The following is a 25,576-nucleotide window of genomic DNA, read 5'->3' as shown; positions in this document are numbered from 1 at the left end:
TGTTTGGTAAGGAATGAACCATGCGTCATCGTAAAAGTGGTCGTCACCTGAGCCGCACCAGCTCGCACCGCAAGGCCATGTTCCAAAACATGGCGGTGTCGCTGTTCGAGCACGAGCTGATCAAAACTACACTGCCGAAAGCCAAAGAACTGCGTCGCGTTGCTGAGCCGCTGATCACTCTGGCCAAGACAGATAGCCTGGCTAACCGCCGTCTGGCTTTCGACCGTACTCGTTCGAAAGCTATCGTTGGTAAGCTCTTCAACGACCTGGGCAAGCGTTACGCTACCCGTGAGGGTGGCTACCTGCGCATCCTCAAGTGCGGTTTCCGCGCTGGCGACAACGCGCCTATGGCGTACGTCGAGTTGGTTGATCGTGCTACCAGCGGTGAAGCTGTATCCGCTGAGTAAGTCGGCAACATACAAAAAACCGGGCCTAGTGCCCGGTTTTTTGTGCCCGGTAGAAAAGTAAAGCGCCGTTTCGTCAGGCCTCGTTATCAGCAAGTCATCAGAGTTAGATAATAACTATCGATACCCATGATTTAATGAATTTGGATACCGTCATTAACATGATCAATACTCCTTTCCAGCCGATTAGCCGGCAGTTCGAAGACCGACCTAGGAAGATTGAGCATGAGCCAGACCAAAACGCTTACGACCGCCAGCGGCGCTCCTGTCGCCGATAACCAGAACTCCCGCTCCGCCGGCCCGCGCGGCCCATTGTTGCTCGACGATTTTCACCTGATCGAGAAGCTTGCCCACTTCAACCGCGAAAATATTCCTGAGCGCCGTGTGCACGCCAAAGGCTCGGGCGCCTACGGTACATTTACCGTGACCCGGGATATCACGCAGTACACCAGCGCCAAGTTGTTCGACACAGTCGGCAAGCAAACCCCAACTTTCCTGCGGTTCTCCACCGTGGGCGGTGAGCGTGGTTCTGCCGACACCGAACGCGATCCGCGCGGTTTCGCCCTGAAGTTCTACACCGAGGAAGGCAACTGGGACATCGTCGGCAACAACACACCGGTCTTCTTCATCCGTGATCCGTTGAAATTTCCGGATTTTATCCACACCCAGAAGCGTCTGCCGCAAAGCAACCTGAAAAGTGCCCAGGCGATGTGGGATTTCTGGTCGCATTCGCCTGAGGCGCTGCACCAGGTCACCATTCTGTTTTCCGACCGCGGCATTCCGGATGGCTACCGCCACATGCACGGCTTCGGCAGCCACACCTACAGCCTGATCAACGCACAGGGTGAGCGGCACTGGGTGAAGTGGCACTACAAGACTCTGCAAGGCATCAAGAACCTCGCGCCGGCAGAAGCGGCACGCCTGGCGGGTACCGACCCGGATTATGCCCAGCGCGATTTGTTCGAGGCTATTGAACGCGGTGACTTCCCGAAATGGCGCGTCTGCATCCAGATCATGAGCGAAGCCCAGGCCGCGGCCCATTATGAGAATCCGTTCGACGTGACCAAGACCTGGTCGCAGAAAGAGTTTCCATTGATCGAAGTGGGTGTGCTCGAACTCAACCGCAACCCGCTGAATTACTTCGCTGAAGTCGAGCAGGCGGCGTTTGGCCCGAGCAACATGGTGCCAGGGGTTGGTCTCTCGCCGGATCGCATGCTGCAGGGCCGTGTCTTCGCCTACGCCGATGCGCACCGCTACCGTGTGGGCACCAATCACCAGCAATTGCCGGTGAATGCCCCACGTAGCCCGGTTAACACTTACCAGCGCGACGGTGCCATGGCGTTTGGCAGCAATGGCGGTGCGGCACCGAACTACGAGCCTAACAGCTACGTGGAGGCACCGAAGCAGGCGCCGCGTTATGCGGAGCCGGCCCTGGCCCTCAGTGGCGCGGCGGATCGTTACGATCATCGCGAAGACACGGACTACTACAGCCACGCCGGTGCGTTGTTCCGTTTGATGAGCGACGAGCAGAAAGCGTTGCTGATCAACAATATCGCCGGTGCGATGGCCGGTGTATCGTCGGATGTCGTTGACCGTCAGCTCCAGCATTTCTTCAGGGCGGACGCCGCTTATGGAGAAGGTATCGCAAAGGCGTTGGGCGTACAGCTTAACTAAGTCTAAACGAGAAGCAGAACCGCCCTCATTTGGGCGGTTTTTGCGTTATTTAGCCCGGTTTTCTCGGATTTTCTTCGCTTTTATTGCGATGAACGAGTGACCTCTCCGTCAGGTTGGTTCAAACTAGAGCCTTCAAAGCTTGTGGAGATGTAGGGCGATGCAAGGTCACCCCGACGTAATCGATTACCTCAACACGTTGCTGACAGGCGAACTGGCAGCCCGTGATCAATATTTCATCCACTCGCGGATGTACGAGGACTGGGGTTTCACCGAGCTCTACGAACGTATCAACCATGAGATGGAAGAAGAAGCCCAGCACGCCGATGCATTGATGCGTCGGATCCTGATGCTCGAAGGCACGCCGCGGATGCGTCCGGATGACTTGGATGTCGGGACCACCGTGCCCGATATGTTGGCCGCCGACCTGCGCCTGGAATACAAAGTCCGCGCCGCACTGTGCAAAGGCATCGAGCTCTGCGAGCAGCACAACGACTACGTGACCCGCGAGATCCTGCGGATCCAGCTCAACGACACCGAAGAAGACCATACCTACTGGCTGGAGAAGCAGTTGGGACTGATCAAGCTGATCGGGTTGGAAAACTACCTGCAATCGCAATTCTGATTGCGGGGAAAGGGAACGCAGAGCGTCCCAAGCTGCATTCCCACGCAGAGCGTGGGAACGATCAAGCCCCTGTCACCGATGAGATGACAGGGGCTTTTTCGTGCCCGGGTGAAATCAGTCCCGATCACGCTCCAGCAGCGGCTTGAGGTAGTAGCCGGTGTAGGACTGCTTCATCTCGGCCACTTGTTCCGGCGTCCCTACGGCGATGATCTGGCCACCCTTGGAGCCGCCTTCCGGCCCCAGGTCCACCAGCCAGTCAGCGGTCTTGATCACGTCCAGGTTGTGTTCGATCACCACTACGGTGTTGCCGTGGTCGCGAAGGCGGTGCAGCACGTCGAGCAATTGCTGGATATCGGCGAAGTGCAGGCCTGTGGTCGGCTCGTCGAGGATATAGAGGGTCTTGCCGGTGTCGCGCTTGGACAGCTCGCGGGACAACTTGACCCGCTGGGCTTCACCGCCGGACAACGTCGTTGCCGACTGCCCCAGCTTGATATACGACAGGCCCACATCCATCAGCGTCTGGAGCTTGCGCGCCAGTGCGGGCACCGCGTCGAAGAACGCCCGGGCTTCCTCGATGGTCATCTCGAGGGTTTCGTGGATGTTCTTGCCCTTGTACTTGATCTCCAGGGTTTCACGGTTGTAGCGCTTGCTCTTGCACACATCGCACGGCACGTAGATGTCGGGCAGGAAGTGCATTTCCACCTTGATCAGGCCATCGCCCTGGCAGGCCTCGCAGCGCCCGCCCTTGACGTTGAACGAGAAGCGCCCCGGGCCGTAGCCTCGGGAGCGGGACTCCGGCACGCCGGCGAACAGCTCGCGGATCGGCGTGAACAACCCGGTGTAGGTCGCCGGGTTGGAGCGCGGCGTCCGACCAATCGGGCTCTGGTCGATGTCGACCACCTTGTCCAGGTGCTCCAGGCCCTTGATGCTGTCGTGGGCGGCCGCTTCCAGGGTGGTGGCGCCGTTCAGGGCCGTGGCGCTGAGGGGGAACAGGGTGTTGTTGATCAGCGTCGATTTGCCAGAGCCGGATACGCCGGTCACGCAGGTCAGCAGGCCGATCGGGATTTCCAAGTCGACGTTGCGCAGGTTGTTGCCACGGGCACCCTTGAGGGTCAGGGACAACTTCTTGTTGCGCGGCGTACGTTTGGCCGGGACTTTGATCTTGACTCGCCCCGACAGGTATTTGCCCGTCAGCGAGTCAGGGTGTGCCATGACTTCGGCGGCCGTGCCCTGGGCAACGATATGCCCGCCGTGGACGCCCGCGCCCGGGCCGATGTCCACCACGTAGTCCGCCAGGCGGATGGCGTCTTCGTCGTGCTCGACCACGATCACCGTGTTGCCGATGTCCCGCAGGTGCTTCAGGGTTCCGAGCAACCGGTCGTTGTCCCGCTGGTGCAGGCCGATGGACGGCTCGTCGAGGATATACATCACCCCCACCAGGCCGGCGCCGATCTGGCTGGCGAGGCGGATACGCTGGGCTTCGCCGCCGGACAGGGTGTCTGCGCTGCGGTCGAGGGTCAGGTAATCCAGGCCGACGTTCACCAGGAACTGCAGGCGCTCGCGGATTTCCTTGAGGATCTTGTCGGCGATTTCGCCCCGACGGCCGGTGAGCTTCAAGCCGCCGAAATAATCGGTAGCGTCGCCAATCGGCAGGCTGGTCACCGCCGGCAGGGTCTTCTCGCCGACCCATACGTGTCGCGCTTCGCGACGCAAACGGGTGCCACGGCAATCCGGGCAGGGCTGGGTGCTGAGGAACTTGGCCAGTTCTTCGCGCACGCTGGCCGATTCGGTCTCGCGGTAGCGTCGCTCCAGGTTCGGCACGATGCCTTCGAACGGGTGGGAGCGCTTGACGATATCGCCGCGGTCGTTGAGGTATTTGAAGTCGACATTCTGCGAGCCGCTGCCCTGCAGGATGAATTTCTGCTGGTCGGCGGGCAGCTCGTTGAACGGTTTATCCAGGCTGAACTTGTAATGGGCCGCCAGCGAACCGAGCATCTGGAAGTAATAGACGTTGCGCCTGTCCCAGCCGCGAATCGCGCCTTCGGCCAGGGTCAGCTCGCCATTGACCAGGCGCTTGGTGTCGAAGAACTGCTTGACCCCCAGGCCATCGCAGGTCGGGCAGGCACCAGCCGGGTTGTTGAAGGAGAACAGCTTGGGTTCCAGCTCGCTGATGGCGTGGCCGCAGATCGGGCAGGCGAAGCGCGCGGAGAAAATGATCTCCTCGCCGGGCTCGTCGTCCATCGGTGCGACCAGGGCGATGCCGTCGGCCAGTTTCAGCGCGGTCTCGAAGGACTCGGCCAGCCGCTGCTGCAAGTCGGCACGGACCTTGAAGCGGTCGACCACCACATCGATCGAATGCTTCTTCTGTTTATCCAGCTTCGGCAGTTCGTCCAGCTCGCACAGCTTGCCGTTGACCCGGGCCCGCACGAAGCCCTGGGCGCGCAGTTCTTCGAACACCATCAGGTGTTCGCCCTTGCGCTCGCGAACCACCGGGGCCAGCAGCATCAGCTTGCTGCCTTCGGGCTGGGCCAGCACCAGGTCGACCATCTGGCTGACGGTCTGGGCTTCCAGGGGGATGTCGTGATCGGGACAACGGGGAATACCGACCCGCGCATACAGCAAGCGCAGATAGTCGTAGATCTCGGTGATGGTGCCGACCGTCGACCGGGGGTTATGGGAGGTCGACTTCTGTTCGATGGAAATGGCCGGCGACAGGCCTTCGATGGTGTCGACGTCGGGTTTTTCCATCATCGACAGGAACTGCCGGGCGTAGGCCGACAGCGATTCGACATAGCGTCGCTGGCCTTCAGCATACAACGTGTCGAAGGCCAGGGATGATTTGCCGGATCCGGACAGGCCGGTGATGACGATCAGCTTGTCCCGTGGCAGGGTCAGGTCGATGTTCTTCAGGTTGTGGGTACGGGCCCCACGAATCAGGATCTTGTCCAAAGTGGCCTCGCTCGGCGGGCGTCGAAAACGTAGGAGTATACGGGCAAATACTGGATGGATGCACACTATTGAAGGTGCGATTGCAGCCATACATGAAGACTGCGCGGCAAACGGTCGCCATATACCCTCTCAATCGATGGGACTGGTAGAATCGCCGCCGGTTCACATGAGGTTTTTCCATGCAAGATCCCCACAGCGAACGCATGAGTGGTGGCGAGACACGCGCAGCAAGCGGTCTGGCCCTGGTGTTCGCCTTCCGTATGCTGGGCATGTTCATGGTGTTGCCGGTGCTGGCGACCTATGGCATGGACCTGGCTGGCGCGACCCCGGCCCTCATCGGGTTGGCGATTGGCGCCTATGGCCTGACCCAGGCGATCTTCCAGATCCCGTTCGGGGTCATTTCCGACCGTATCGGCCGGCGCCCGGTCATCTACCTGGGGCTGATCGTCTTCGCCCTGGGCAGTGTGCTGGCGGCCAATGCCGACTCGATCTGGGGCGTGATCGCCGGACGCATCCTGCAGGGCGCCGGGGCTATTTCCGCGGCCGTCATGGCGCTGCTGTCAGACTTGACCCGCGAACAACATCGGACCAAGGCCATGGCCATGATCGGCATGACCATTGGTCTGTCGTTCGCCGTGGCCATGGTGGTAGGCCCCTTGCTGACGCGCGCCTTTGGCTTGTCCGGCCTATTCCTGGCGACCGGGGCGATGGCGCTGGTGGGGATCCTGATCGTGGCGTTCATGGTGCCGCACGCCACTGGCCCGTTGCAGCACCGGGAATCCGGGGTGGCGCGCCAGGCGCTGATTCCGACCCTCAAGCACCCGGACCTGTTGCGCCTGGACTTGGGTATTTTCGTGCTCCACGCCATGCTGATGTCCAGCTTCGTGGCCTTGCCGCTGGCCCTGGTCGAGAAGGCCGGCCTGCCCAAGGAGCAGCACTGGTGGGTCTACCTGACGGCGCTGCTGATTTCGTTCTTCGCCATGATTCCGTTCATCATCTATGGCGAGAAACGACGCAAAATGAAACGAGTTTTGCTCGGCGCCGTCATGACGCTGATGCTCACTGAGCTATTCTTCTGGCAGTTCGGCGATAGCTTGCGGGCCCTGGTGATCGGCACGGTGGTGTTCTTTACCGCGTTCAATCTGCTGGAAGCCTCGCTGCCGTCGCTGATCAGCAAGGTTTCACCGGCGGGCGGCAAGGGCACGGCGATGGGGGTCTACTCCACCAGCCAATTCCTGGGTTCGGCATTGGGCGGGATCCTCGGCGGCTGGCTGTTCCAGCATGGCGGTTTGTCGGTTGTGTTCCTGGGTTGTGCCGCGCTGGCTGCACTTTGGTTGGCCTTTGCTGTTACCATGCGCGAACCTCCCTATGTGACGAGCCTGCGCTTGCCCTTATCGCCCGAGGCGATTCGTGAGGCTGGCCTGACCGAGCGCCTGAAGGCCGTCGTTGGAGTAACCGATGCAGTGGTGGTCGCCGACGAAGCGGCCGTGTATATCAAACTGGACACCGAATTATTGGATCGTGCGACGCTCGAGCGCCTGGTGAACAACCCGGCCCCGACTACGTGCGAAGCCTAGGAGAACGTTATGGCCCGTGGGGTTAACAAAGTCATATTGGTCGGTACTTGCGGCCAGGATCCCGAAGTTCGCTACCTGCCGAACGGCAACGCCGTGACCAACCTGAGTCTGGCGACCAGCGAGCAGTGGACCGACAAGCAGACCGGCCAGAAGGTCGAGAAGACCGAATGGCACCGCGTGTCGATGTTCGGCAAAGTGGCTGAGATCGCCGGCGAATACCTGCGCAAGGGTTCGCAGGTGTACATCGAGGGCAAGCTGCAGACCCGGGAGTGGGAAAAAGACGGTATCAAGCGCTACACCACCGAAATCGTGGTCGACATGCAAGGCACCATGCAATTGCTGGGTGGTCGTCCACAGGGCGACCAGCAACAAGGTGGCAACAACTACCAGCAGTCGGCTCCGCGTCAGCAGGCCCCGCGTCCGCAGTCGGCCCCACAGCCACAACGTGAGCGCCCGGCCCCACAACAGGCCGCGCCGCAACCGGCTCCGGATTTCGACAGCTTTGATGACGATATTCCGTTCTGATGACGGGTTGAGACTACTCAGCCAATAGTTTGAAAAAAAGCCCCAAGCGCACTCTGCCCTTGGGGCTTTTTATTTATTGGTGCAGGCCAGGTTCATGACTTGAGGAGACCGGGCAATCCCGCTCATCTCACAAATCCAGATCCAATACATCCTGCATCCTCTCGCCAATCGACTGCCTCAACCACTCGGCATGGAACGCCATGTCCCGCACCGTTACCTCCGAAAACCGAAGTTCGATCGGCTTGCCATTGGCCCCGGCGAAGCACACCACAAAGTGACAAAAGTGGGCGGAAGCGGTCGTTATGTAGGGCCTGATGGAGTGGATATCGCTGTACGGCACGCATTCTTCGGTGGTCTGCCGGGCAGGGCGGCGCTGGGTGAAGGTGAGACGTTGCTGGCGTTCGTCGAAGCAGAAGCCAAGCACCGTAGGCCCGGAGGCGAGCCAGTTGATCACGCAGACGGTCGCGAATGCGCTGATGAACATGAGCGCTAGAATCAGCGGATCTTCGATCATTCTCATGTGAATGGACGACAGGCCTTCGACCTTGAACAGCATCATGGTAAACACTGCCAGCCCGTAGACGGGCAGGGCCAGCAACATCCCCGCAACGTAAATCATGGTGCCCAGGTAACCCGGCCTGGATACGTCGCTTGAGCAATCCCACGTGGGCGGGTGCAGTGGCGCTGATGTAGCGGTCGGGAACGGGGATTCGACCAGGCGCGGCGGGCGTTTGCGTTTCATGCGGCTGGCTCTTGGGAAAAATACCCGGCCATTCTTATCGTTATTGCTCAAGTACGCCTAGTAAAAACACTTCGCCCGAGGTTGGGTTCTTCCTGGTCCCCGCCGTCCAGATTGCTTGCCTGCCGTGCTATCACCCTCACGGTCGGTAATTTGCCGGTAATTCATGCCGTGTCGGCGTCTTCTCTTCGTGATAGTGCGGTTTGCCCTGGGGAGAGCTCATCAAGGTCGAGTTGGCCAGGATCGTCTCCGTCAGCAAACAGTCCTCACCTTCCCCGAACCAGCAGGCCAGCGCCGAGTTTCGGTTGCCGTGCATGTCCACGACGGCTGGCCAGTTTTCGACGCCGTGGGCGTCACTGGGGGCGATGTCGGGGTAGTGCTTGGGCGGCAGGACCAGCGCATCGCCGGGCCGCAGCCACAGGTCGGCCAAATGAATTTCCCTCGACGCAGGCCGCCAACGAGCGACGCTGATCACCAGCGGCAAGCGGCCATAACGGGAAAAGAACGCGTGGGGGAAATTGTGGTATTCGAGGTCGGTCGGGTTGTAGGTCAGCAGCTCGCGCTGGCGCGCCGGGCCGAGGTAGGGCGACTGGTGGCCGGCCCATTTGCCGTAGGTGTATTGGCCCAGGATCAGTTGGTCGTACTCGAAACGCAGGCATTCGCCGTTACCGAGCAGGGTCATGCCAAAGGCTTGCGCCGTTTCCTTGGTTGCCCAGATCGGTGCGTAGTGCACTTCGCTGGCGTGGAAGTCGAACGTCTTGATCCAGTAGGAACCGCTGTTCGTTGCAACCTCACGGTCCCGCCAACTGATGCCCGAGTAGCGAGTACCCAGGGACAGGGCCGGGTTCTCGGGGCTGAGTGGGATCAAGTGGCCGCGCTCCTGGACACTCGGTCGTGCCAGGCCATGGTCGTTGAACAGGTAGGGGAACCGGCGGGGATCGAGGGCTGTTTCCACGCCATCGCCGATAAAGGGAACACTGTTGAAGACTTGCATCGTATGGGGACCACGCACGCAAGAAGGCTAGAGAAAGGGCGCTCAATCGCCCAATGAACTTGTGGGAGCGAGCAAACTCGCTCCCACAGGGGGTTCACTATTGGGTATCAGCTATACGGACGATGCTGCTCACGCAACCAGTCCATGCCGTGAGGTTGGCGCCACGGCCGGACGGCGGCGCGCTTTTCAACCTGGGTCAGGCACAGGGCGTCCATCCAGTAGTAGACCATCAACAGGTGAAACACCTCATCGCCGCGTCGGTCCCAGATGACGTCGTCCTGCTGGCGACCCGGTTCGATGGGTTTTAGCCGGCAGTCGCCCTGGTCGTGCATGCCCTGCAGGCAGGTTCCCGTCTCGTAGTTGATCAGCAGCACCGGGTGGTTGATTTCCGGATAAGGTTTTTCCAGTTCGGGCATGTACCAGTATTGCCCAGGGTTGTGCCTGTCCGGCGTCTGCATGGCGATGCGGGTCCGGTTTTGCGGATCGACCGCCAGGGCCGGTTTGGCGTCGGTATTGTTGCGCACGATGTACAGCGCGGTGCGAGGGTCTTCCTCGGTCGTTGCGGTTTTTACCAACTTGACCTTGCCGAACGAGTCGTGGGAAAGCCGAGCCTTGACCTTCACCGTTGGGTTGAGGTCCTTGCCTGCCTGGCCAAAACCGGCAATGAGCCCATCGACACCGGGCACCTCGAAGTCGTTTCCCGCCAGCACATAGGTCAGGCCGGACAAAGGGTTGGGCTGCATGTGCTTGGTCAGCGTGTCCCAGCGCATCAGCGACACTTCGCTGGCGCCGTTGGACAGCAAGGCCTCACGCATGGCATACGTCGGGTAGTAGCGCGCGTCGCGCGGCCAGCGCTCAGTGGCCATCAGCAATTTTTGCCCGTTTTTTTGTCTCAGCAGCAGGGCCAGCGCATCCCAGAACTGTTCAAATTCCGTGGTCGATGCATTCGCAGCGGGTGGGTAGTGGAAGCTTTCGCTGGTTTCCTTGCTTTTGTTGTCCACGAACACCATTCGCAAGGCCGGGCGGGTTGCTTCGGCCTTGGAGGTGGCTTGCCGCCCGGAGCGGCCGAGGACAACCACCGATTCTTGCCAAGTGGCTTCGATTTCCGCCTTGTAGCTGGTGTACCACTGGTAGGCCTGCTCCAGTGCCGTACGGGTCTCGCCTTCCTTGACGAAGCGATAGACCGGCGCGATTGCCAACTCCACGACGGTCGGGTCGTCGGGCAGCGATTCGCGCCATTTGCCGAACTCCGCATTGCAATTGTTCGGGTCCACTGAGTTGAAAGCGATGGCGTGCGTGCCACCCCGGGTGGTCAGGTTGGCGTTGCGATGGGCGATGTTTTTCTTGACCGTTTCCGAGACCGAGGTGGTCGCGCTACCGCTGACGAAGGCGCCGTATTCGGCCTTGACCATGGCATCGAGGGTGTTGGTCTTGCTGAGGAAACTCTTGAGTGCGGTCATCGCATAGTTCAGCGAGCCACCGACAGTCACTTCGCTGACGATATCGGCACCAAAGTCGACCAGGAAATTGAAGAACGGCGCCGGATTGCCCGGGTCGAAGGCCTTGGGCAACTCATCGATGCGCTTCTTGAACGCTTCCGTGGCATTGGCGGGGCTGACCTCGAGGGTCAGTTTCCACAACCGCACCGTGTGACTGTAGAGCGCGGCTTCGCGCTCTTCGAGCGTCTTGATGTCGCTGCCGAAGGTGGCTTTGAAACCGGCGGAAAAGGCGCCGTATTTGCCGGAGGCTTCGACACTCGTCTGGGTATGTCTTTCGAACTCATCACGGGAGGCAAACGTCTCGGTGGAGAAATTGTCGTTGGCCACGACCGTGGACATGGTGACGTTTTTCCCCACGTTGTAAGACGTTTTCCGGTATGGCACCGCACGTTTGCCCGATTCGGTATCGCCGACCTTCAGGCACTCCTTGCTGTCGCCGGCCCAATCGAGCCGGTTCAGTCCGCGCCCCAGTAATTGCGAACCGCCGATATCCCGCACATCATCGCCTACGTTGCCCTTCAGTCCATCGCTCATCGCCTTTCTCCCATCGCTCAGGTTGTATCAACTGGGTGCCAATTGATGGGAGTGAGTATCTGGAGGGCGGTGATAGGCGGACAGTCCAGAGCGGTGTCAGTCCGGTATCAGTTTGGTATCAGGCAAAATGCCATCTTTTCATTAACCCGGGCGAGGCGCAGGAGTACACTCGATCGGCTGCCGTTGTCCCAGGGTAGAAAGGGCTATCGACATGGACTCCCGACCAAACACCTTTGTTGCCCTGCCCAGGCGTGATGCTTCGATATCCGACGGCCGTGTCCTGCTGGACGCCGTGTCGTTGAAAGGCCTGCGCAAACAGCATGGCCTGAGCCAGGAAACCCTGGCCGAGGCCTGCCTGAACCGGCATTTGTGCGTCTCGATCGCCTCCATCAAGCGGGCCGAAACCGGTAAGCCGGTGCTTTACCGCACGGCTCGGCACTTGGCGACGGCCTTCGGGGTCGATGTGAGTGAGCTGCTCAGCACTCCCGCCTCGGTGGCTTTGGCGCACATCCAACAGACGATGAACGCGGTGCACCAGACGGCCTTTGCGCAACAGGCGCTGAAACAGGTCGATGACAGTGTCATCCGCTACGTGCTGGAGCTGTCCTTTCGGATCGATGGGCTGCCCGCGACGACGTTCATGGAAGAAATCGAGCGCCTGGTGCGTCAGTTCGGTGGCGTTCCACTGGGGATGACGCAGGATGTGGTGATCGCCCAGTTCGGTTCGCCACAGGCCTATCGCAGCGATAGCGAGCGGGGCCTGCTCTGCGCGTTGGCGCTGAGTCGGGAACAATTCGTCATGTCCGGGCATGCCTTGTTGTTGCGGCTTGTGCGCCTGAGTGCCGACACCATGGAGCCTGCGGTCGAGCCTGTCTTGCTCGCGCAGAAGCCGCTGTTGGAGCGTCATGGGCATGCGCCGGTGTATGTTGCGCAAAACCTGCTGGAACAGCTCGCCGCACGGTTTGAGTTTTCGTCCAGCGACGATGAGTTTCAGGCCTATCGCAAATGTCTGCGCCCGCGCAGCCTCGACGAAAACGCGCTGCGCCCGTTGGTGGGACGGGCCATCGAGCTCTTGCAGTTCAAGGCTGTGATCGAGGCCACCCAGGAATGCCAGGACGGGCACATCGTCTATGTGCGCGGCATGGCGGGCATCGGCAAGACCCGCCTGGTCAGCGAGTTTTTCGAAATGGCCCGGCAGCGGGGCTTTGCCTGCCATCGCGGCGATGTGCTGGATTTCGGCATGGACAACAGCCTTTGGCCCCTGGGGCAACTGCTGGCCAGCCTGCTCAACCTGGGGGGCGCGGCGTCTGTCAGCGCCTCGCTGTTGGACGCCGCTTTGTCCCGGCTGAAAGTGGCCGCCGAACATCGCATGTTCTTGCAAGTGCTGACGGGGGTGTCGTCTGCCGAGCCTCCGGCCCTGTATGCAGCGATGAGCAACCAGGCCCGTACCCAGGGGCTGTTCCAGGCCTTGCTCGACGTGTTGCTGCGCAGCGCGGTGCAACAGCCTTTGTTGATCTGCGTCGAAGACCTGCACTGGGGCGATGCCAGGCTGTTTATGCTGCTGGGCAGGCTGCTCGATGCCACTGACGAAGCGCCGGTGGTCTGGCTGCTGACGTCCCGTCCCGAAGGCGATCCGCTGGAAAGCGAAATCCGTACGCATTCCTCCAGCCCCATGAGTCTGCTCGACATCGCGCCGATCCGGGCGCGGGAGGCCACGGTCCTGGCGGAGCAGTTCACTGAGGTCGATCCGCGCTACCGGGTCGAGTGTGTCGCCCGTGCCCAGGGCAACCCGTTGTATCTGACGCAATTGCTGTCGAGCCAGCAAGGGGGGTTCCCTGACAGTCTTAGGCATTTGGTCCAGACCCGCTTTGACAAATTGGCCCCCGAGCAACGTCGCGCCCTGCATTACGCCGCGGTGCTGGGCAATCGCTTCGAGCTGACGCTGTGGCGCGAAGCGCTGGGGCAGCCCGGTTATCTGCCGACTGCGGACATGCGCCAGGGGCTATTGCGGGAGGTCGAGCCAGGCAGCTATCTGTTTGTCCACGACCTGGTCATGCACTGCCTCTACGATTCAATGCCAACGTTGCTGCGCGAACAGTTGCACGGTGAGGTGGCGAATCTCTATCGCGCGCGCGACCGGGTGCTTTATGCCCAGCATTTGCTGCGGGCCAACGATCCGGCGGCGTTCGACGCACTGTTGGTGGCCATGGGCGAAAAACGGTTGGCCTGCCAGTACGACAGTGTCCTTGCGCTGGCGCGGCAATGCTCGGCGTTTGCCGAGCGCGCGCAGGGCAATTTTCCTTTCGCGTTGCTGTGCGGCCAGGCGTGTTCGGGCCTGGGCCAGACCGTGGAGGCCCGGACGCATTTCCAGCGCGCCTTGGTATTGACCGAGCGGCCGCAGGATCGGATCGAGGCCGCGTTGGGGCTGGCTGCAGTTCTCAATACCCTCGACTGCCTGGACGAGGAGGAGCGCCTGATCGAGGACATGCTGCCCATCGCCCGGTCCATGCAAGCCCATGTGGCGCTTGCCCGGTTGAATCACTTGCGCGGGAATATCTATTTCCCACGGGGTGATTACGCCGAGTGTCGCCGCCTTCATGAAGAAGCGTTGTCCTCTGCTCGCATCGGTCGGGACCTGGAAACCGAGGCCAAGGCCTTGAGTGGCATTGGCGACTCCTACTACGCACAAGGGCGCATGCAGACTGCCTACGAGGTCTTCGATCAATGCGTACGCTTGTGCGAGCGCAATGGGTGGACACACGTGGAGGCGGCCAATCGCAGCGCCCGTGGATCGGCGCAGTTGTACCTGGGCCAGCCAGAGCCCGCCTTGCGTGACGCCATGGAGGCCATCGAATGCAGCGCCCGGCTGGGCAATCATCGAGCGCAGGTTTTCTCGCGGCTCACTGCGGCCTGGGTGCTGGTGGCGGGCGGCCAGGATGCCTTGGCGGAACACGAGCTGAGCAGTGCCCTGACGCTGGCACGCAGCCTTGGCGCCAGCCGTTTCGAAGCGATCCTGTTGGAAGGGTTGGCGCGGGTGGCGTTGCGCCAGGGCGAGCGCGGGCTGGCGCAGACCTTGATCATGGAGGCGGCGAGCCTGGTGGAGCGCTTCGAGTTGCAGCACTACATCGGGCCTTGGGTCTACGGCAGCCTGGCGATGATCAGCGATGACGAACCGTTCAGCCAGCAGGCCTTGGCGAAGGGCGAAGCCCAGCTCACCCAAGCCTGCCTGGCCCACAACGCCTTGCGCTTTCGCGTGGCTGCCGCTGAAACCTGCCTGTTGGCGGGCAATACCGAAAAGGCTATATGGCATGGGCAACAGATGGCGGCGTTGCCCGAGTCGGCGTCGTGCGCCTGGATCAACCATCATGTGCGGTTGATCGACGTGGCGGGCCAGTGGCTGCGCAACGCCGATCAAGCCAGCGGCGAGAAGCTGAAGGGGATGGCGCGCGAAGCGCAGCACATGGGGTTCGTGGCGACGATGCCGCGGTTGTTGCACGTGCTGGAGACTTGAGCGCTTCCAGGTACACCGTTGGTGCCTGAGGCAAAACCGCACTTGGGTGATGACGCGCGGTTTTTTAGCTGTGCCGTGGGTTTACTGATGGTCGGCCAGGAATTGCTCGGTACTCACCACATTCGCGTAGGCAAACCCCAGCGCCGCCATGAACGCCGCATGCACCTGGGCAGCCGGCACGACGACGCCGTTGAATTCCAGGTCGAGGGTGGCGCAGGCATCGTGGATCACCGTGACGCCGTAGCCCAGGTCCGCTGCCGCCCGCACCACGCCGTCGACGCACATGTGGCTCATGCTGCCGACCACCACCAGTTGTTCGATGCCATGGTGCTCGAGGAGGGATTGTAGTTCGGTCTCACGAAACGAATTGACGAAATGTTTGAGCACCACCGGTTCGTCGGCGCGGTTGAGCACTTTAGGATGCAGTTGTGCGCCTTCCGAGCCTGGGGTGAAGAACGGGGCGTCGTCGGAGGTGAATTCGTGGCGGATATGCACCACGCTGTCGCCGGTCTGGCGAAAGGCTTCGATCAACCGTGCGGCATTGTCGGCGGCGGCTTCGGCGCCGACCAACGGCCATTTGCCCTGGGGGAAGTAGTCGTTCTGGATATCGACTACGATGAGCGCTTGCTTGGACATGGGGGCTTCCTCGATCAGATTGGGTGTGGAGCCAGTATTGGCTTTTACCGTCGCTTCGAGGATTGGCCGCAACGACAATAAGCGAGGGAAAACTGACAATGACGCAGCAAAGGGCAGTCGCCGAGCTTGGGGTGCTCATCTACCCTGGCGCGCAACTGGCGGCGGTGCATGGCTTGACCGATCTGTTCGCCGTGGCGCAGCGGATCGCGACCGAGCATGCCAGCGTGCAGTTGCCAACGCTGCGGGTGAGTCACTGGCGGGCGGAGGAGGGCGAGGCGCCGTCGCGGGTGTTCGACAGCGAAACAGGCCCGGCGGGCAAGCTGGTGGCGTTGTTGATTCCACCGTCCCTTGCCGGTTTCAGTGAAGGCTTGGTCTCTCAGGCGCTGATGGATTGGCTGCGGGCGCAGCATGCCGACGGCACAGTGCTGGGTGGGGTTTGCGTGGGCTCGATCCTGCTGGCCGAAAGCGGCCTGCTCGACGGGCGCAGCGCCACCACCCATTGGACTTCGGCCAAGACCTTTGCCGCGCGTTACCCGAAAATCAAGCTCAACGCCGACAAACCCATCGTCGACGACGGCGACCTGATCACCACCGCCGGGCTGATGGCCTGGTCGGAACTGGGGCTACGCCTGGTGGACCGCCTGCTCGGGCCCAGCATCGCCACGCGCACGGCGCAATTCCTGGTGATCGAGCACAGCGACAGCGCGAGCCAGTGCGGCAGTAATTTTGCGCCCATCCTCGGCCATGGCGACCCGGCGATTCTCAAGGTCCAGCATTGGTTGCAAAGCAGCGGCGCGGTGGAGGTTTCCCTCGGTGCGATGGCCGAACGCGCCGGACTGGAAGAACGCACCTTCCTGCGCAGGTTTCGCGCCGCCACCGGGCTCAAGCCCACCGAATATTGCCAGCATCTGCGCGTCGGCAAAGCCCGGGAAATGCTGGAGTTCACCAATGGCACCATCGACCACATTGCCTGGACCGTCGGTTACCAGGACCCGAGCGCCTTTCGCGCGACGTTCAAGAAAATCACCGGGTTGGCGCCGAGCGATTACCGGGCGCGGTTTGGGGTAAGTCCACCGAATACTCCAAAGTAGCTGTGAGTCCATTTGTGGCGAGGGGATTTATCCCCGCTGGGCTGCGTAGCAGCCCCAAAGCACCCAACTCAATCTGCCTGACACACCGAGACGTCAGATAGGGCTGCTGCGCAGCCCAGCGGGGATAAATCCCCTCGCCACAGGGAACAGTGCTTAATCCTGGCATCGTGCAATTTGCGGGATGCCAAGCGTGTGTCGTGCAGAATGAAACAGGCCCGATGCTATCAACTGCGCATTAGACGCCCGTTTGGTTGAATCATCATCGCCGATGCACCGTTGGCCTGATCTCTGCAACTTTCCTGATTTGCAGACATATCCAAAGCCATCGAGCGCAGGAAAAAGGGCAACGCATGACACCAGTCAATCGCAACAAGCGGGTAGTGGCCTATTCGGTCAATCCACAAGCGCCGCGCCATGAGGTCGAGACCAATCGTGCATTGGCCCGGTGGCTGGCACAGATCCTGGGATGGGAGTACGACGACAGTCATGACCCTCAGGCTGGTCATGATCTTTATCTGTTGCCCACGCAAACCCTGATCGGCGCCGAAACCTTGATGCGCCTAGGGGTCAAGGGGCCGGAGGATGTGTGGGGTGGGTATGTCGAGCATGATTTTATCTGCACCAAGGCGATTACCCACGGTCTGTTGAATAAGGACGCCGTGGCGCCCAAGGGCTGGTCGCCGCTGTTTGCCAAGCTCACGCGAGGCGCGGTACTCGATGGCGTGACGGTCTTTTCGCTCAAGGATGCGCGTCCGGCCGCCGAGCACTTGCTGTACACCGGGCCGATTCGCCTCAAGCCGATCCATGCCTGCGCCGGGCGTGGGCAACGGCTGATCAAGAGCCTGGCGCAGTTCGATGAAATTGTCGCCGGGCCGGACGCCCAGGCGCTGTTTCGCGATGGGGTGGCGCTGGAACAGCACCTCAACGAGGTCAAGACCCAGAGCGTCGGCCAGAGCTTCATCAACGGCAAGGTCCTGAGCTATTGCGGTGTGCAACACCTGACCCACGACAGCGAGGGGGTGGAGGTGTACGGCGGGTCGGACCTGCTGATAGTACAGGGCGGTTATATCGAGTTGCTCAGGCTCGAATTGCCCGACGATGTGCGCGAGGCGGTGCGCCTGGCGCAAGTGTTCGATGACGCCGCCAATCAGGCCTACCCGAGCTTTTTTGCATCGCGGCGCAATTACGACATCGCCCAGGGCCTGGATGCCGCCGGCCAGCCCCGTGGCGGTGTGTTGGAACAGTCATGGCGCATGGGCGGCGCCAGCAGCGCCGAACTGGCGGCGTTGCAGGTGTTCGTCGAAGCGCCGCAAACCAGCGCGGTGCGGGTGTCCTCGGTGGAGACCTACACCGAGCAACCGCTGCCGCCCGGCGCGAGGGAGGTCTATCGCGGCGCGGCGCACAACGGCGACTTCCTTCTCAAATACGTAACGGTTCAATCCTATGACGGCTAGAAGTGAAACCATTCAGATCGAGATTGACGATGAACGCATGAACGGGACGTTCCTGAGTCCCAAGTCGAAGGTTCCTGGCGTGTTGTTCGTGCACGGCTGGGGCGGTAGCCAGGAGCGGGACCTGGAACGGGCCAAAGGCATCGCCGGCCTGGGTTGCGTGTGCCTGACCTTCGACTTGCGTGGGCACACCGGCGGGGCGGGGATCCCGTTGTCGCGGGTCACCCGCGAGGACAACCTGCGAGACCTGTTGGCGGCCTACGACCGCTTGCTCGCGCACCCGGCCTTGGATACCTCGGCGATTGCCGTGGTGGGCACCAGTTATGGCGGCTACCTGGCTTCGATCCTGACTTCGTTGCGTCCGGTACGCTGGCTGGCCTTGCGGGTGCCGGCGCTGTACCGCGACGAGCAATGGCACACCCCCAAGCGCGACCTGGACAAGACCGACCTGCTGGATTACCGCAGCACGCTGGTGCACGCCGGAACCAATCGCGCCTTGCATGCGTGTTCGCAGTTCACCGGCGATGTGTTGCTGGTGGAGTCCGAGACCGATGCCTACGTGCCCCATGCCACCATCATGAGCTACCGGGCGGCGTGCCAGCAGACCCACTCGCTGACTCACCGGATCATCGACGGTGCCGATCATGCCTTGAGCGACCCCGTGTCACAGCAGGCCTACACCTCGATCCTGGTGGACTGGATCACGGAAATGGTGGTGGGAGAGCGCTTGAGCATCATCCAGGAACGCTGATCGTGCGGTGTTGGAGGCCCTATTGCGAGCAAGCTCGCTCCCACAGGGGATGTGTAGCGATCGAGACAGGTGCGTTCACAACCGATCCAATGTGGGAGCGAGCTTGCTCGCGATGAGGCCAGGCCAGGCAACCGATCACTTGACCCCAGGCTTGACCCGCAACGCCTTGGCCTTCGCCTCGATCACCAGGTACATCACCACGGTAATCAGCAACGGTAGGATGAAATAGATCGCCCGGTAGGCGATCAATCCCGCCAGCAGGCTGCCCCGCGACACTTCATGTTGCAGCAGCGCAACGAACACCGCTTCCAACACCCCAAGCCCCGCCGGAATGTGGGTGATGACCCCCGCAATGCTGCTGATCAGCAACACCCCGAGCACCACTGGATAATCCAGTTTGCCGGGCAGCAACGTGAAGATCACCGCCGCCATCAGCGACCAGTTCAGCGCGCCCAACGCCAGTTGCAGCACCGCCATGCGCAGTGATGGCAGGTTGATTTCCATGCCGCGAATCGTCCAGGCCCGGCGCTTGGAAAACCGGCAGGCCACCAGGTAACCGGCACTCACCAGCAGCAACAACGCGCCGACGCCTTGCAACGCATCGCTGCTGAGTTTCCAGCCCGGCGGCATGGTTACCAGGCCGCTGCTGAACACCACCCCGGCCAAGGTCATGTAGCCGAACCAGTTGGTGGCCAGGCTCAGGCCGAGAATCTTGGCAATGTTCCCGGTGCTGACCCCCAGTCGCGAATACAGCCTATAGCGCATGGCGATGCCACCGACCCAGGCGCTGAGGTTGAGGTTGAACGCGTAACTGATCACCCCCACCGGCAAGATCTGCCGCCAACCCAGTTTCTGGCGGATGTAGGTGCGGCCGATCAGGTCGAAGCAGGCATAGGTGATGAAACTGGTGACGGTCAGCGCGGCGGCGATGATCAAGGTGCGCACCTTGAAGTCCGCCAGGGTGGCGAACACTTCCGACCAATCGATGCGGCGGGCCAAGGTGGTGAACAGCACGATCAACAGCAGGAAAAACGCCAGGGTCAGCGGTCTTTTCCAGCGGCTCCAGCGGGATTTGGGCTTGGACTGTTCCGGCGCATGGGCATCTCTCGGCGCGGCGTGCGCTTCAGAGTGGTTCATGGGGTTCGCTCCGGACCGCCGTCGGCGGTGAAAATGGTTTCAGACGCGGTTTATGGGCCGGCAGCCAGCCGGCCCAGGCCGGGAAATGGCGCAAAAAGTGGAACACCATGAAACCGATGGTCATGCGCCACAACAGGCCACGGGGGGCGTGGTCCTCGGGCATGGCGGTGCAATGGTTGCGGCTCAGATAGTCGAGGCGCTCGAACAACTCGCGGTTGAACGCCCGGTCGCGGATCAGCACATTGGCTTCCAGATTCAGGGACAGGCTCAGCGGGTCGAGGTTGCTCGAACCCACCGTGCTCCAATCCTCATCCACCAGGGCGACCTTGCCGTGCAGCGGTCGCTCGCAATATTCGTAGATCACAACGCCAGCCTTGAGCAGGTAGCTGTAGAGCATGCGCGCGGCGAGCTTGGCGATCATCATGTCCGGCTGGCCCTGCAGGATCAGCCGTACTTCCACGCCCCGCCGTGCCGCGTTGCGGATCTCGCGCAGCAACCGGTAGCCAGGGAAGAAATAGGCATTGGCGATCACCACCCGCCGCTGGGCGCTGCGCAGCACTTGCAGGTAAACCTCTTCAATGTCGGTCTGGTGTTCGTGATTATCCCGGTAGACCAGGCGCACCTGGCCGTCGTGGTCGCTGAACGCCAGCTCGTTGCGGCGGCTACGGCGGCGTTGCCACCAGTATTTGGCCCGGGCGGGCCGGCCACTCTGCAGCAGTGCGAAGTGATGGATATCCACCACCGCCGGGCCTTTGACCTCCACGGAATAGTCCTGCTTGGCCTCGGCGCCGAAATCGCCCAGGTGGTCGGCGGAAAAGTTGATCCCGCCGATAAACGCAATCACCCCGTCCACCACCACGATCTTGCGATGCAGGCGGCGAAACCAGTTGGTGCGGATCCCCAGGCGCCGGGGCGCCGGGTCGAACATCTGCAAGCGCACCCCGGCGTCGCTCAATGAGGCCAGGAAACCGGTGGTCAGCTCACCGCAGCCGAAGCCATCGAGGCTGACAGTGATGCGCACGCCCCGCGCGGCAGCTTCGACCAACAGGTCCCGCAGTTCATAACCGACCTTGTCCTCGAACAGGATGAAAGTCTCCAGGAGGATTTCTGCCTCGGCCCGGCGAATGGCTTCGAAGACCCTGGGGAAATACTCTTCACCGTTTTCCAACAACTTGACGCGATTGTTGCCGTGCCAGCCGTATTCGATATCCGTCAGCGCCGGGTTGCGTTCGGTGAGTGGCGCCTCGACCTGCTCAACCGTCGCCTTGTTCATCGTCGCGCTCATAATTCGATCTCCACCGACAGCGGTGCATGGTCGGAGAGGTGCGACCAGGGTCGTACGCTCAACACCTTGGGATGACGGGCCTTGAGGTTGCGCACGTAGATGCGGTCCAGGCGCAGGACCGGCAGGCGCGCCGGAAAGCTGCGGGCCGGTTTGCCCCACTGTTCGGCGAACACTTCCCGCAGGCCGCAGGGTTCGAGCAGTTCACTGGCCTTGCCGCGCCAGTCGTTGAAGTCGCCAGCGACGATCACTGGTGCGTCGGGCGGCAGTTCGCTCAAGCGCTGGCAAAGCAGCTTGAGTTGCTCGACACGATGACCTTCGCGCAGCCCCAGGTGCACGCAAATGGCATGCACTTGCTGTCCATCGCCCGGCAGGCGCAGCACGCTGTGGAGCATGCCGCGGTTCTCATGGCCGCTGATGGACACGTCCAGGTTGTCGTGGCGGATGATCTGGAATTTCGACAGCAGCGCGTTGCCGTGGTCGCCCGCCGGGTACACCGCGTTGCGCCCGTAGGCGAACTGTGGCCAGAGGCTGTCGGCGAGGAATTCGTATTGCGGCATGCTCGGCCAGTTGCTGTAGCGCTGGGGATGGTGTTCGTGGGTGCCGTGGACTTCCTGCAAGAACACCACATCGGCGGACACGCTGCGCACCGCTTCGCGCAGTTCCGGCAGGATGAAGCGCCGGTTCAGGGCGGTGAAGCCCTTGTGGGTGTTGACCGTCAGCACGGTGAAACGGCTGACCGGGTCGAGAACCTGGGCCTGTTGCTGGGTCGGCTCGTGGGTTGCTTCGCTGGTTTCCGGGCGGTTCATGGCAACACCCCTTCGGCCGGGCGCTCGCCGGGCGCGGTGGCGAGGTCCTTGTCCAGATGGAAGTGCTCCAGCAAGTGGCGTGCGTCATAGGGCGCGCGGACTTTGATGTCGTTGTCGAAATAGCAGAACACTTCCCGGCTTTTACGGGCCCGGGGCTTCTTGTCGGGGTCGATCAGCTGGGCGTCGGTGGGTTGTTTGCCGTGGCTCCAGGCCTCGATCCGCGCGCCCCAGCGCTTCAACGCCTCGTCGGTGTAGCCGCTGGCGTACAACTGCTCGGCGCCATGCAGGCGCAGGTAGACGAAATCGCTGGTGACGTCTTCGCGATAAGGCCATTTACCGGCGGTGTCGGCGATCACCAGGGCCACGTCGTAGCGCTTGAGCAGCGTGACGAAGTGCGGGTCGATAAAACTCTCATGGCGGATTTCCACGGCGTGGCGCAGTGGGCGCTTTTTATCAGTGGTGGTGCTGGCGTGGCCGTCCAGGCGCGGCTCGTGCTCGCGGGCCAGGGCGGCGGCACCTTCGGTGTCGTGGGGCAGTTGCTTGAGGAAGTCTTCGAACAGCTCGGGGTCGAACTTGAAGCTGGGGGGAAACTGCCAGAGGATCGCGCCCAGCTTCTCCTTGAGCTCCAGCACGCCGGAGGCGAAGAAATTGGCCAACGGCTTGCGGATGTCCCGCAGACGCTTGATGTGGGTGATGAAACGCGGGGCCTTGACGCTGAACACGAAGCCGGGCGGTGTCTCGGCGTACCACTGGGCATACCGTTCGGGGCGTTGCAGGGCGTAGAACGATCCATTGATTTCGATGCTATTGACCGCTCGCGAGGCGAATTGCAGTTCCCGTTTCTGGGCCAGCCCCTTGGGGTAGAAATCCCCCCGCCAGGGCGTGTAGCGCCAACCGGAAATGCCAATGTGGATCGCCGTCATGTATCCCTCCCGTGCCAATGACCTCGTGCAGCCTCTGTTTTGTGATGACTGCCGCGCGGCCCGGAAAGTTTCGATGGGGTGCCCGACGGTGAAGTGATGCTCCGATCGCTCCCATGCTCTGCGTGGGAGCGCCTCTACGGACGCTCCGCGTTCGGCCCTGAGATGAGAGGGACGCGGAGCGTCCCGGGCTGCATTCCCACGCGGAGCGTGGGAACGATCATTACCGCCCCAACCGAACTTGCCCGCCCGTTATTGATCAGTTCCTTACCGATCCCGTGTGAAGGAGCCTCGCGTCTTGTCTCGATTGAGCACTGTATTGCTGCTGTTCTTGCTGGCGCTGACCGGCACCAGCGCCTACGGCACCGCCGCTGTCCCTGGCACCTCCAAGTCCGATGAACCGCCCGCCGAACCTGCGCCGCTGGTCCAGGGCGGTTTGTTGGGGGCCATCAGTTCGAGCATCGACGACGTCCAGGACAAGCTCGATCTCAACCAGAGCCTGGTGGATGCCTGGCGCCTGCGGGCGGACCGGGCGGCGGATGAGGTGGACCGGCTGGTGGACCAGACGTCCCGTTCGTCCTGGCGCGTGGCGGGGGATTTCCTGTTGTTGTCGAGTGTCTGGATCGGCGCTTTTGCATTGATCTGGTCGGGCGCGCGGCTGCTGCTGCGCCATCTGGGCCGGCGCCGCTGGTTGCGCACCCGCCAGCGCCTGCGCGACCTGCTCGGTTATCTGCTGCCGTACACCGCTGCGGCGTTGATCTGCCTGCCGCTGACCCTGTACGTCAGCCACTTCCTGCAGGTGTCGGTCGGTCGCGCCCTGGCGCTGTGCTTCGCCTACGCCACCAGCAGCGGCATTTTCTCCACCTCGGTGTTGCTGTGCGTGATCGTGATGTTCAACGCGGGTCACAAACGCCGGGCGGTGGCGATGATCCGGCGCTTCAGCCCCCGGCCATTGTTCATGATCGGTTTTCTCGCCGCCCTCAGCGATGCCCTGACCAGCCCGCAGATCGCCCGGCAACTGGGCGGCAACATCACCAGCAGCATCGCAGTGTTCACTGGCTTGTTTGCCTCGGTGATCTTTGGCTGGCTGGTGATTCGCATGCGCAGGCCCGTGGCGCACCTGATCCGCAACCGCCCGCTGGCCCAGCGCTTGAAGCAACCGGCCTTGCAGGAATCGCTGCGGATTTTCTCCGGGCTCTGGTATTGGCCGATCCTGTTGATGGTGCTGGTGTCGGCGGTGAGCCTGATCGGTGTCGGCGAGGACAACCAGAAAGCCCTGCGTTGTGCGCTGTTCACCACCATCCTGCTGATCGCCACGGTGTTCCTCAGCACGGTGTTCCAACACGTCTTCAAGTCGCCCAAGGCCGAGGCCATCCAGCGCAACAGCGCCTACAAGGGCCGCCTGTTGAGCCTGCTGCACGCGTTGCTGCGCATCGTCATGGCGGTGGTATTCATCGAAGTCCTCGGACGGATCTGGGGCATTTCCCTGTTCGAGTTCGCCTCGCGCAATGCCATAGGCCGGGCGATCAGTGATTCCTTGAGCCGCATCGGCCTGATCTTCCTGATGACCTGGCTCACGTGGGTGGTGCTCGACACGGCGATCCAGGAAGCCCTGAAACCGCCGCTGAACAAGCGCGGGGCCCGCCAGCCCAGCACCCGGGTCAAGACCATCCTGCCGCTGTTGCGCAACGCGGCGAAAATCATCCTGGTGGTGATTTGCGCAATCACCACCATGGCCAACCTGGGCATCAACGTCGCGCCGTTGCTGGCCGGTGCCGGGGTGGTGGGGCTGGCGATCGGCTTCGGTTCCCAGCAACTGGTGCAGGACGTCATCACCGGGCTGTTCATCATTATCGAAGACACGCTGTCCATCGGCGACTGGGTGGTGCTCAGCTCTGGCCACGCCGGCACCGTCGAAGGCCTGACCATCCGCACCCTGCGCCTGCGCGACGGCAAGGGTTTCGTGCATTCGGTGCCGTTCGGCCAGATCAAGGCGGTGACCAACCAGTCCCGGCAATTCGCCTTTGCGTTTTTCTCCGTGCAATTCACATACGACACCGATGTCGACCAGGCCATCGAGCTGATTCGCGAGGCCGGGCGTTCGATCGCCGAAGACCCGTTCCTCAAGTTCAACCTGCAAGGGCCGCTGGATGTATTCGGCGTGGACAAGATGGACCTCAACGGCGTGGTGCTCACGGCGCAGTTCCGCACCGTATCCGGCGGGCAATATGCGGTGAGCCGAGCGTTCAACCAGCAATTGAAGAAGCTTGTGGATAACCATCCGGCGGTGCACTTTGCGCAGACTTATCCACAGCAGGTGATGTTGCCGCGGCGGTTGGTGGAGGAGCCGAGGGAGGAGAGCGAGTTGCCCAATCAGCCCCAACAGTGATCGTTCCCACGCTCTGCGTGGTAACGCCTCTACGGACGCTCCGCGTTCGGCTTTGGAAAGGGACGCGGAGCGTCCCGGGCTG

Annotated in this window: 19 protein-coding genes; 10 read left to right on the top strand and 9 right to left on the bottom strand. The window is 61.8% G+C overall.

The genetic code is table 11. From position 1 onward, the window contains the following. Positions 1 to 20: 20 nt before the first annotated feature. From rplQ to bfr, 3 genes are all read left to right on the top strand, one after another. Entirely contained in the window at positions 21 to 407 is a 387-nt protein-coding gene (rplQ, locus tag BT116_RS19180) for a 50S ribosomal protein L17 (RefSeq protein WP_003186009.1), read from the top strand. Positions 408 to 629: 222 nt separating this feature from the next. Next, positions 630 to 2,078, top strand: a complete 1,449-nt coding sequence (locus BT116_RS19175) for a catalase (RefSeq protein ID WP_072346405.1) — start codon at positions 630 to 632, stop codon at positions 2,076 to 2,078. Positions 2,079 to 2,235: 157 nt separating this feature from the next. Continuing rightward, positions 2,236 to 2,700: a bacterioferritin gene (bfr, locus tag BT116_RS19170; RefSeq protein ID WP_003186005.1), complete on the top strand. Its 465-nt coding sequence runs from the start codon at positions 2,236 to 2,238 to the stop codon at positions 2,698 to 2,700. 114 nt (positions 2,701 to 2,814) lie between these two features. Here the strand turns inward: bfr and uvrA are convergent, their stop codons facing one another. After that, positions 2,815 to 5,649, bottom strand: coding sequence for an excinuclease ABC subunit UvrA (gene uvrA / locus BT116_RS19165; RefSeq protein WP_072346403.1), 2,835 nt, complete (start codon positions 5,647 to 5,649; stop codon positions 2,815 to 2,817). A gap of 179 nt (positions 5,650 to 5,828) precedes the next feature. Here uvrA and BT116_RS19160 point away from each other — a divergent pair, with 179 nt between their 5' ends. Together BT116_RS19160 and BT116_RS19155 are read left to right on the top strand one after the other, a co-directional pair. After that, positions 5,829 to 7,226 carry an MFS transporter gene (locus BT116_RS19160; protein ID WP_072346401.1) on the top strand — a complete coding sequence of 466 codons (1,398 nt, stop codon included), beginning with the start codon at positions 5,829 to 5,831 and terminating at the stop codon, positions 7,224 to 7,226. Between the two features lie 9 nt (positions 7,227 to 7,235). Then, on the top strand, positions 7,236 to 7,751 hold the full coding sequence (locus BT116_RS19155) for a single-stranded DNA-binding protein (protein WP_024778338.1): 516 nt from the start codon (positions 7,236 to 7,238) through the stop codon (positions 7,749 to 7,751). A gap of 127 nt (positions 7,752 to 7,878) precedes the next feature. On the opposite strand, the gene BT116_RS19150 is transcribed toward BT116_RS19155, so the two are convergent. The 3 genes from BT116_RS19150 to BT116_RS19140 all read right to left on the bottom strand — a co-directional run bounded on the left by BT116_RS19150 (position 7,879) and on the right by BT116_RS19140 (position 11,517). Beyond that, complete coding sequence (locus BT116_RS19150; protein WP_170845961.1) at positions 7,879 to 8,493, bottom strand: hypothetical protein; 615 nt, start codon at positions 8,491 to 8,493, stop codon at positions 7,879 to 7,881. A gap of 136 nt (positions 8,494 to 8,629) precedes the next feature. Then, complete coding sequence (locus tag BT116_RS19145; protein ID WP_072346399.1) at positions 8,630 to 9,484, bottom strand: hypothetical protein; 855 nt, start codon at positions 9,482 to 9,484, stop codon at positions 8,630 to 8,632. 107 nt (positions 9,485 to 9,591) lie between these two features. Beyond that, the gene (locus tag BT116_RS19140; protein ID WP_072346397.1) at positions 9,592 to 11,517 is read right to left on the bottom strand and encodes an MAC/perforin domain-containing protein; all 1,926 of its coding nucleotides are present in this window, start codon (positions 11,515 to 11,517) and stop codon (positions 9,592 to 9,594) included. Between the two features lie 211 nt (positions 11,518 to 11,728). On the opposite strand from BT116_RS19140, the gene BT116_RS19135 reads away from it, so the two are divergent. Next, the gene (locus BT116_RS19135) at positions 11,729 to 15,028 is read left to right on the top strand and encodes an ATP-binding protein (protein ID WP_072346395.1); all 3,300 of its coding nucleotides are present in this window, start codon (positions 11,729 to 11,731) and stop codon (positions 15,026 to 15,028) included. An 81-nt stretch (positions 15,029 to 15,109) separates the two neighbouring features. On the opposite strand, the gene BT116_RS19130 is transcribed toward BT116_RS19135, so the two are convergent. Continuing rightward, positions 15,110 to 15,664: a cysteine hydrolase family protein gene (locus BT116_RS19130; RefSeq protein ID WP_072346393.1), complete on the bottom strand. Its 555-nt coding sequence runs from the start codon at positions 15,662 to 15,664 to the stop codon at positions 15,110 to 15,112. 98 nt (positions 15,665 to 15,762) lie between these two features. Here BT116_RS19130 and BT116_RS19125 point away from each other — a divergent pair, with 98 nt between their 5' ends. The 3 genes from BT116_RS19125 to BT116_RS19115 all read left to right on the top strand — a co-directional run bounded on the left by BT116_RS19125 (position 15,763) and on the right by BT116_RS19115 (position 18,957). Further along, positions 15,763 to 16,755: a GlxA family transcriptional regulator gene (locus BT116_RS19125; RefSeq protein WP_072346390.1), complete on the top strand. Its 993-nt coding sequence runs from the start codon at positions 15,763 to 15,765 to the stop codon at positions 16,753 to 16,755. Positions 16,756 to 17,105: 350 nt separating this feature from the next. Next, a complete protein-coding gene (locus BT116_RS19120) occupies positions 17,106 to 18,209 on the top strand; it encodes a DUF3182 family protein (RefSeq protein ID WP_072346388.1) in 1,104 nt (367 codons plus the stop codon). Then, positions 18,199 to 18,957, top strand: coding sequence for an alpha/beta hydrolase family protein (locus BT116_RS19115; RefSeq protein WP_063324151.1), 759 nt, complete (start codon positions 18,199 to 18,201; stop codon positions 18,955 to 18,957). The genes BT116_RS19120 and BT116_RS19115 overlap by 11 nt, the downstream gene beginning before the upstream one ends. Positions 18,958 to 19,092: 135 nt before the next feature. Here the strand turns inward: BT116_RS19115 and BT116_RS19110 are convergent, their stop codons facing one another. Genes BT116_RS19110 through BT116_RS19095 form a run of 4 tightly spaced genes read right to left on the bottom strand, consistent with a single transcriptional unit; the run spans position 19,093 to position 23,108 of the window. Beyond that, the gene (locus BT116_RS19110) at positions 19,093 to 20,094 is read right to left on the bottom strand and encodes a lysylphosphatidylglycerol synthase domain-containing protein (protein WP_072346386.1); all 1,002 of its coding nucleotides are present in this window, start codon (positions 20,092 to 20,094) and stop codon (positions 19,093 to 19,095) included. After that, positions 20,081 to 21,379 carry a cardiolipin synthase ClsB gene (clsB, locus tag BT116_RS19105; protein ID WP_072346384.1) on the bottom strand — a complete coding sequence of 433 codons (1,299 nt, stop codon included), beginning with the start codon at positions 21,377 to 21,379 and terminating at the stop codon, positions 20,081 to 20,083. Before clsB ends, BT116_RS19110 begins: the two co-directional genes overlap by 14 nt. Beyond that, the gene (locus BT116_RS19100) at positions 21,376 to 22,185 is read right to left on the bottom strand and encodes an endonuclease/exonuclease/phosphatase family protein (protein WP_072346382.1); all 810 of its coding nucleotides are present in this window, start codon (positions 22,183 to 22,185) and stop codon (positions 21,376 to 21,378) included. Before BT116_RS19100 ends, clsB begins: the two co-directional genes overlap by 4 nt. Then, positions 22,182 to 23,108 carry a DUF72 domain-containing protein gene (locus tag BT116_RS19095; protein ID WP_072346380.1) on the bottom strand — a complete coding sequence of 309 codons (927 nt, stop codon included), beginning with the start codon at positions 23,106 to 23,108 and terminating at the stop codon, positions 22,182 to 22,184. The genes BT116_RS19100 and BT116_RS19095 overlap by 4 nt, the downstream gene beginning before the upstream one ends. A 295-nt stretch (positions 23,109 to 23,403) precedes the next feature. On the opposite strand from BT116_RS19095, the gene BT116_RS19090 reads away from it, so the two are divergent. Next, on the top strand, positions 23,404 to 25,494 hold the full coding sequence (locus BT116_RS19090; RefSeq protein WP_072346378.1) for a mechanosensitive ion channel family protein: 2,091 nt from the start codon (positions 23,404 to 23,406) through the stop codon (positions 25,492 to 25,494). Positions 25,495 to 25,576 lie beyond the last annotated feature (82 nt).

Origin of the sequence: Pseudomonas sp. NFACC16-2 (assembly GCF_900119205.1) — a bacterium.
Lineage (GTDB): Bacteria > Pseudomonadota > Gammaproteobacteria > Pseudomonadales > Pseudomonadaceae > Aquipseudomonas > Aquipseudomonas fluorescens_Q.
This window is presented reverse-complemented; position numbering and strand designations above follow the sequence as displayed.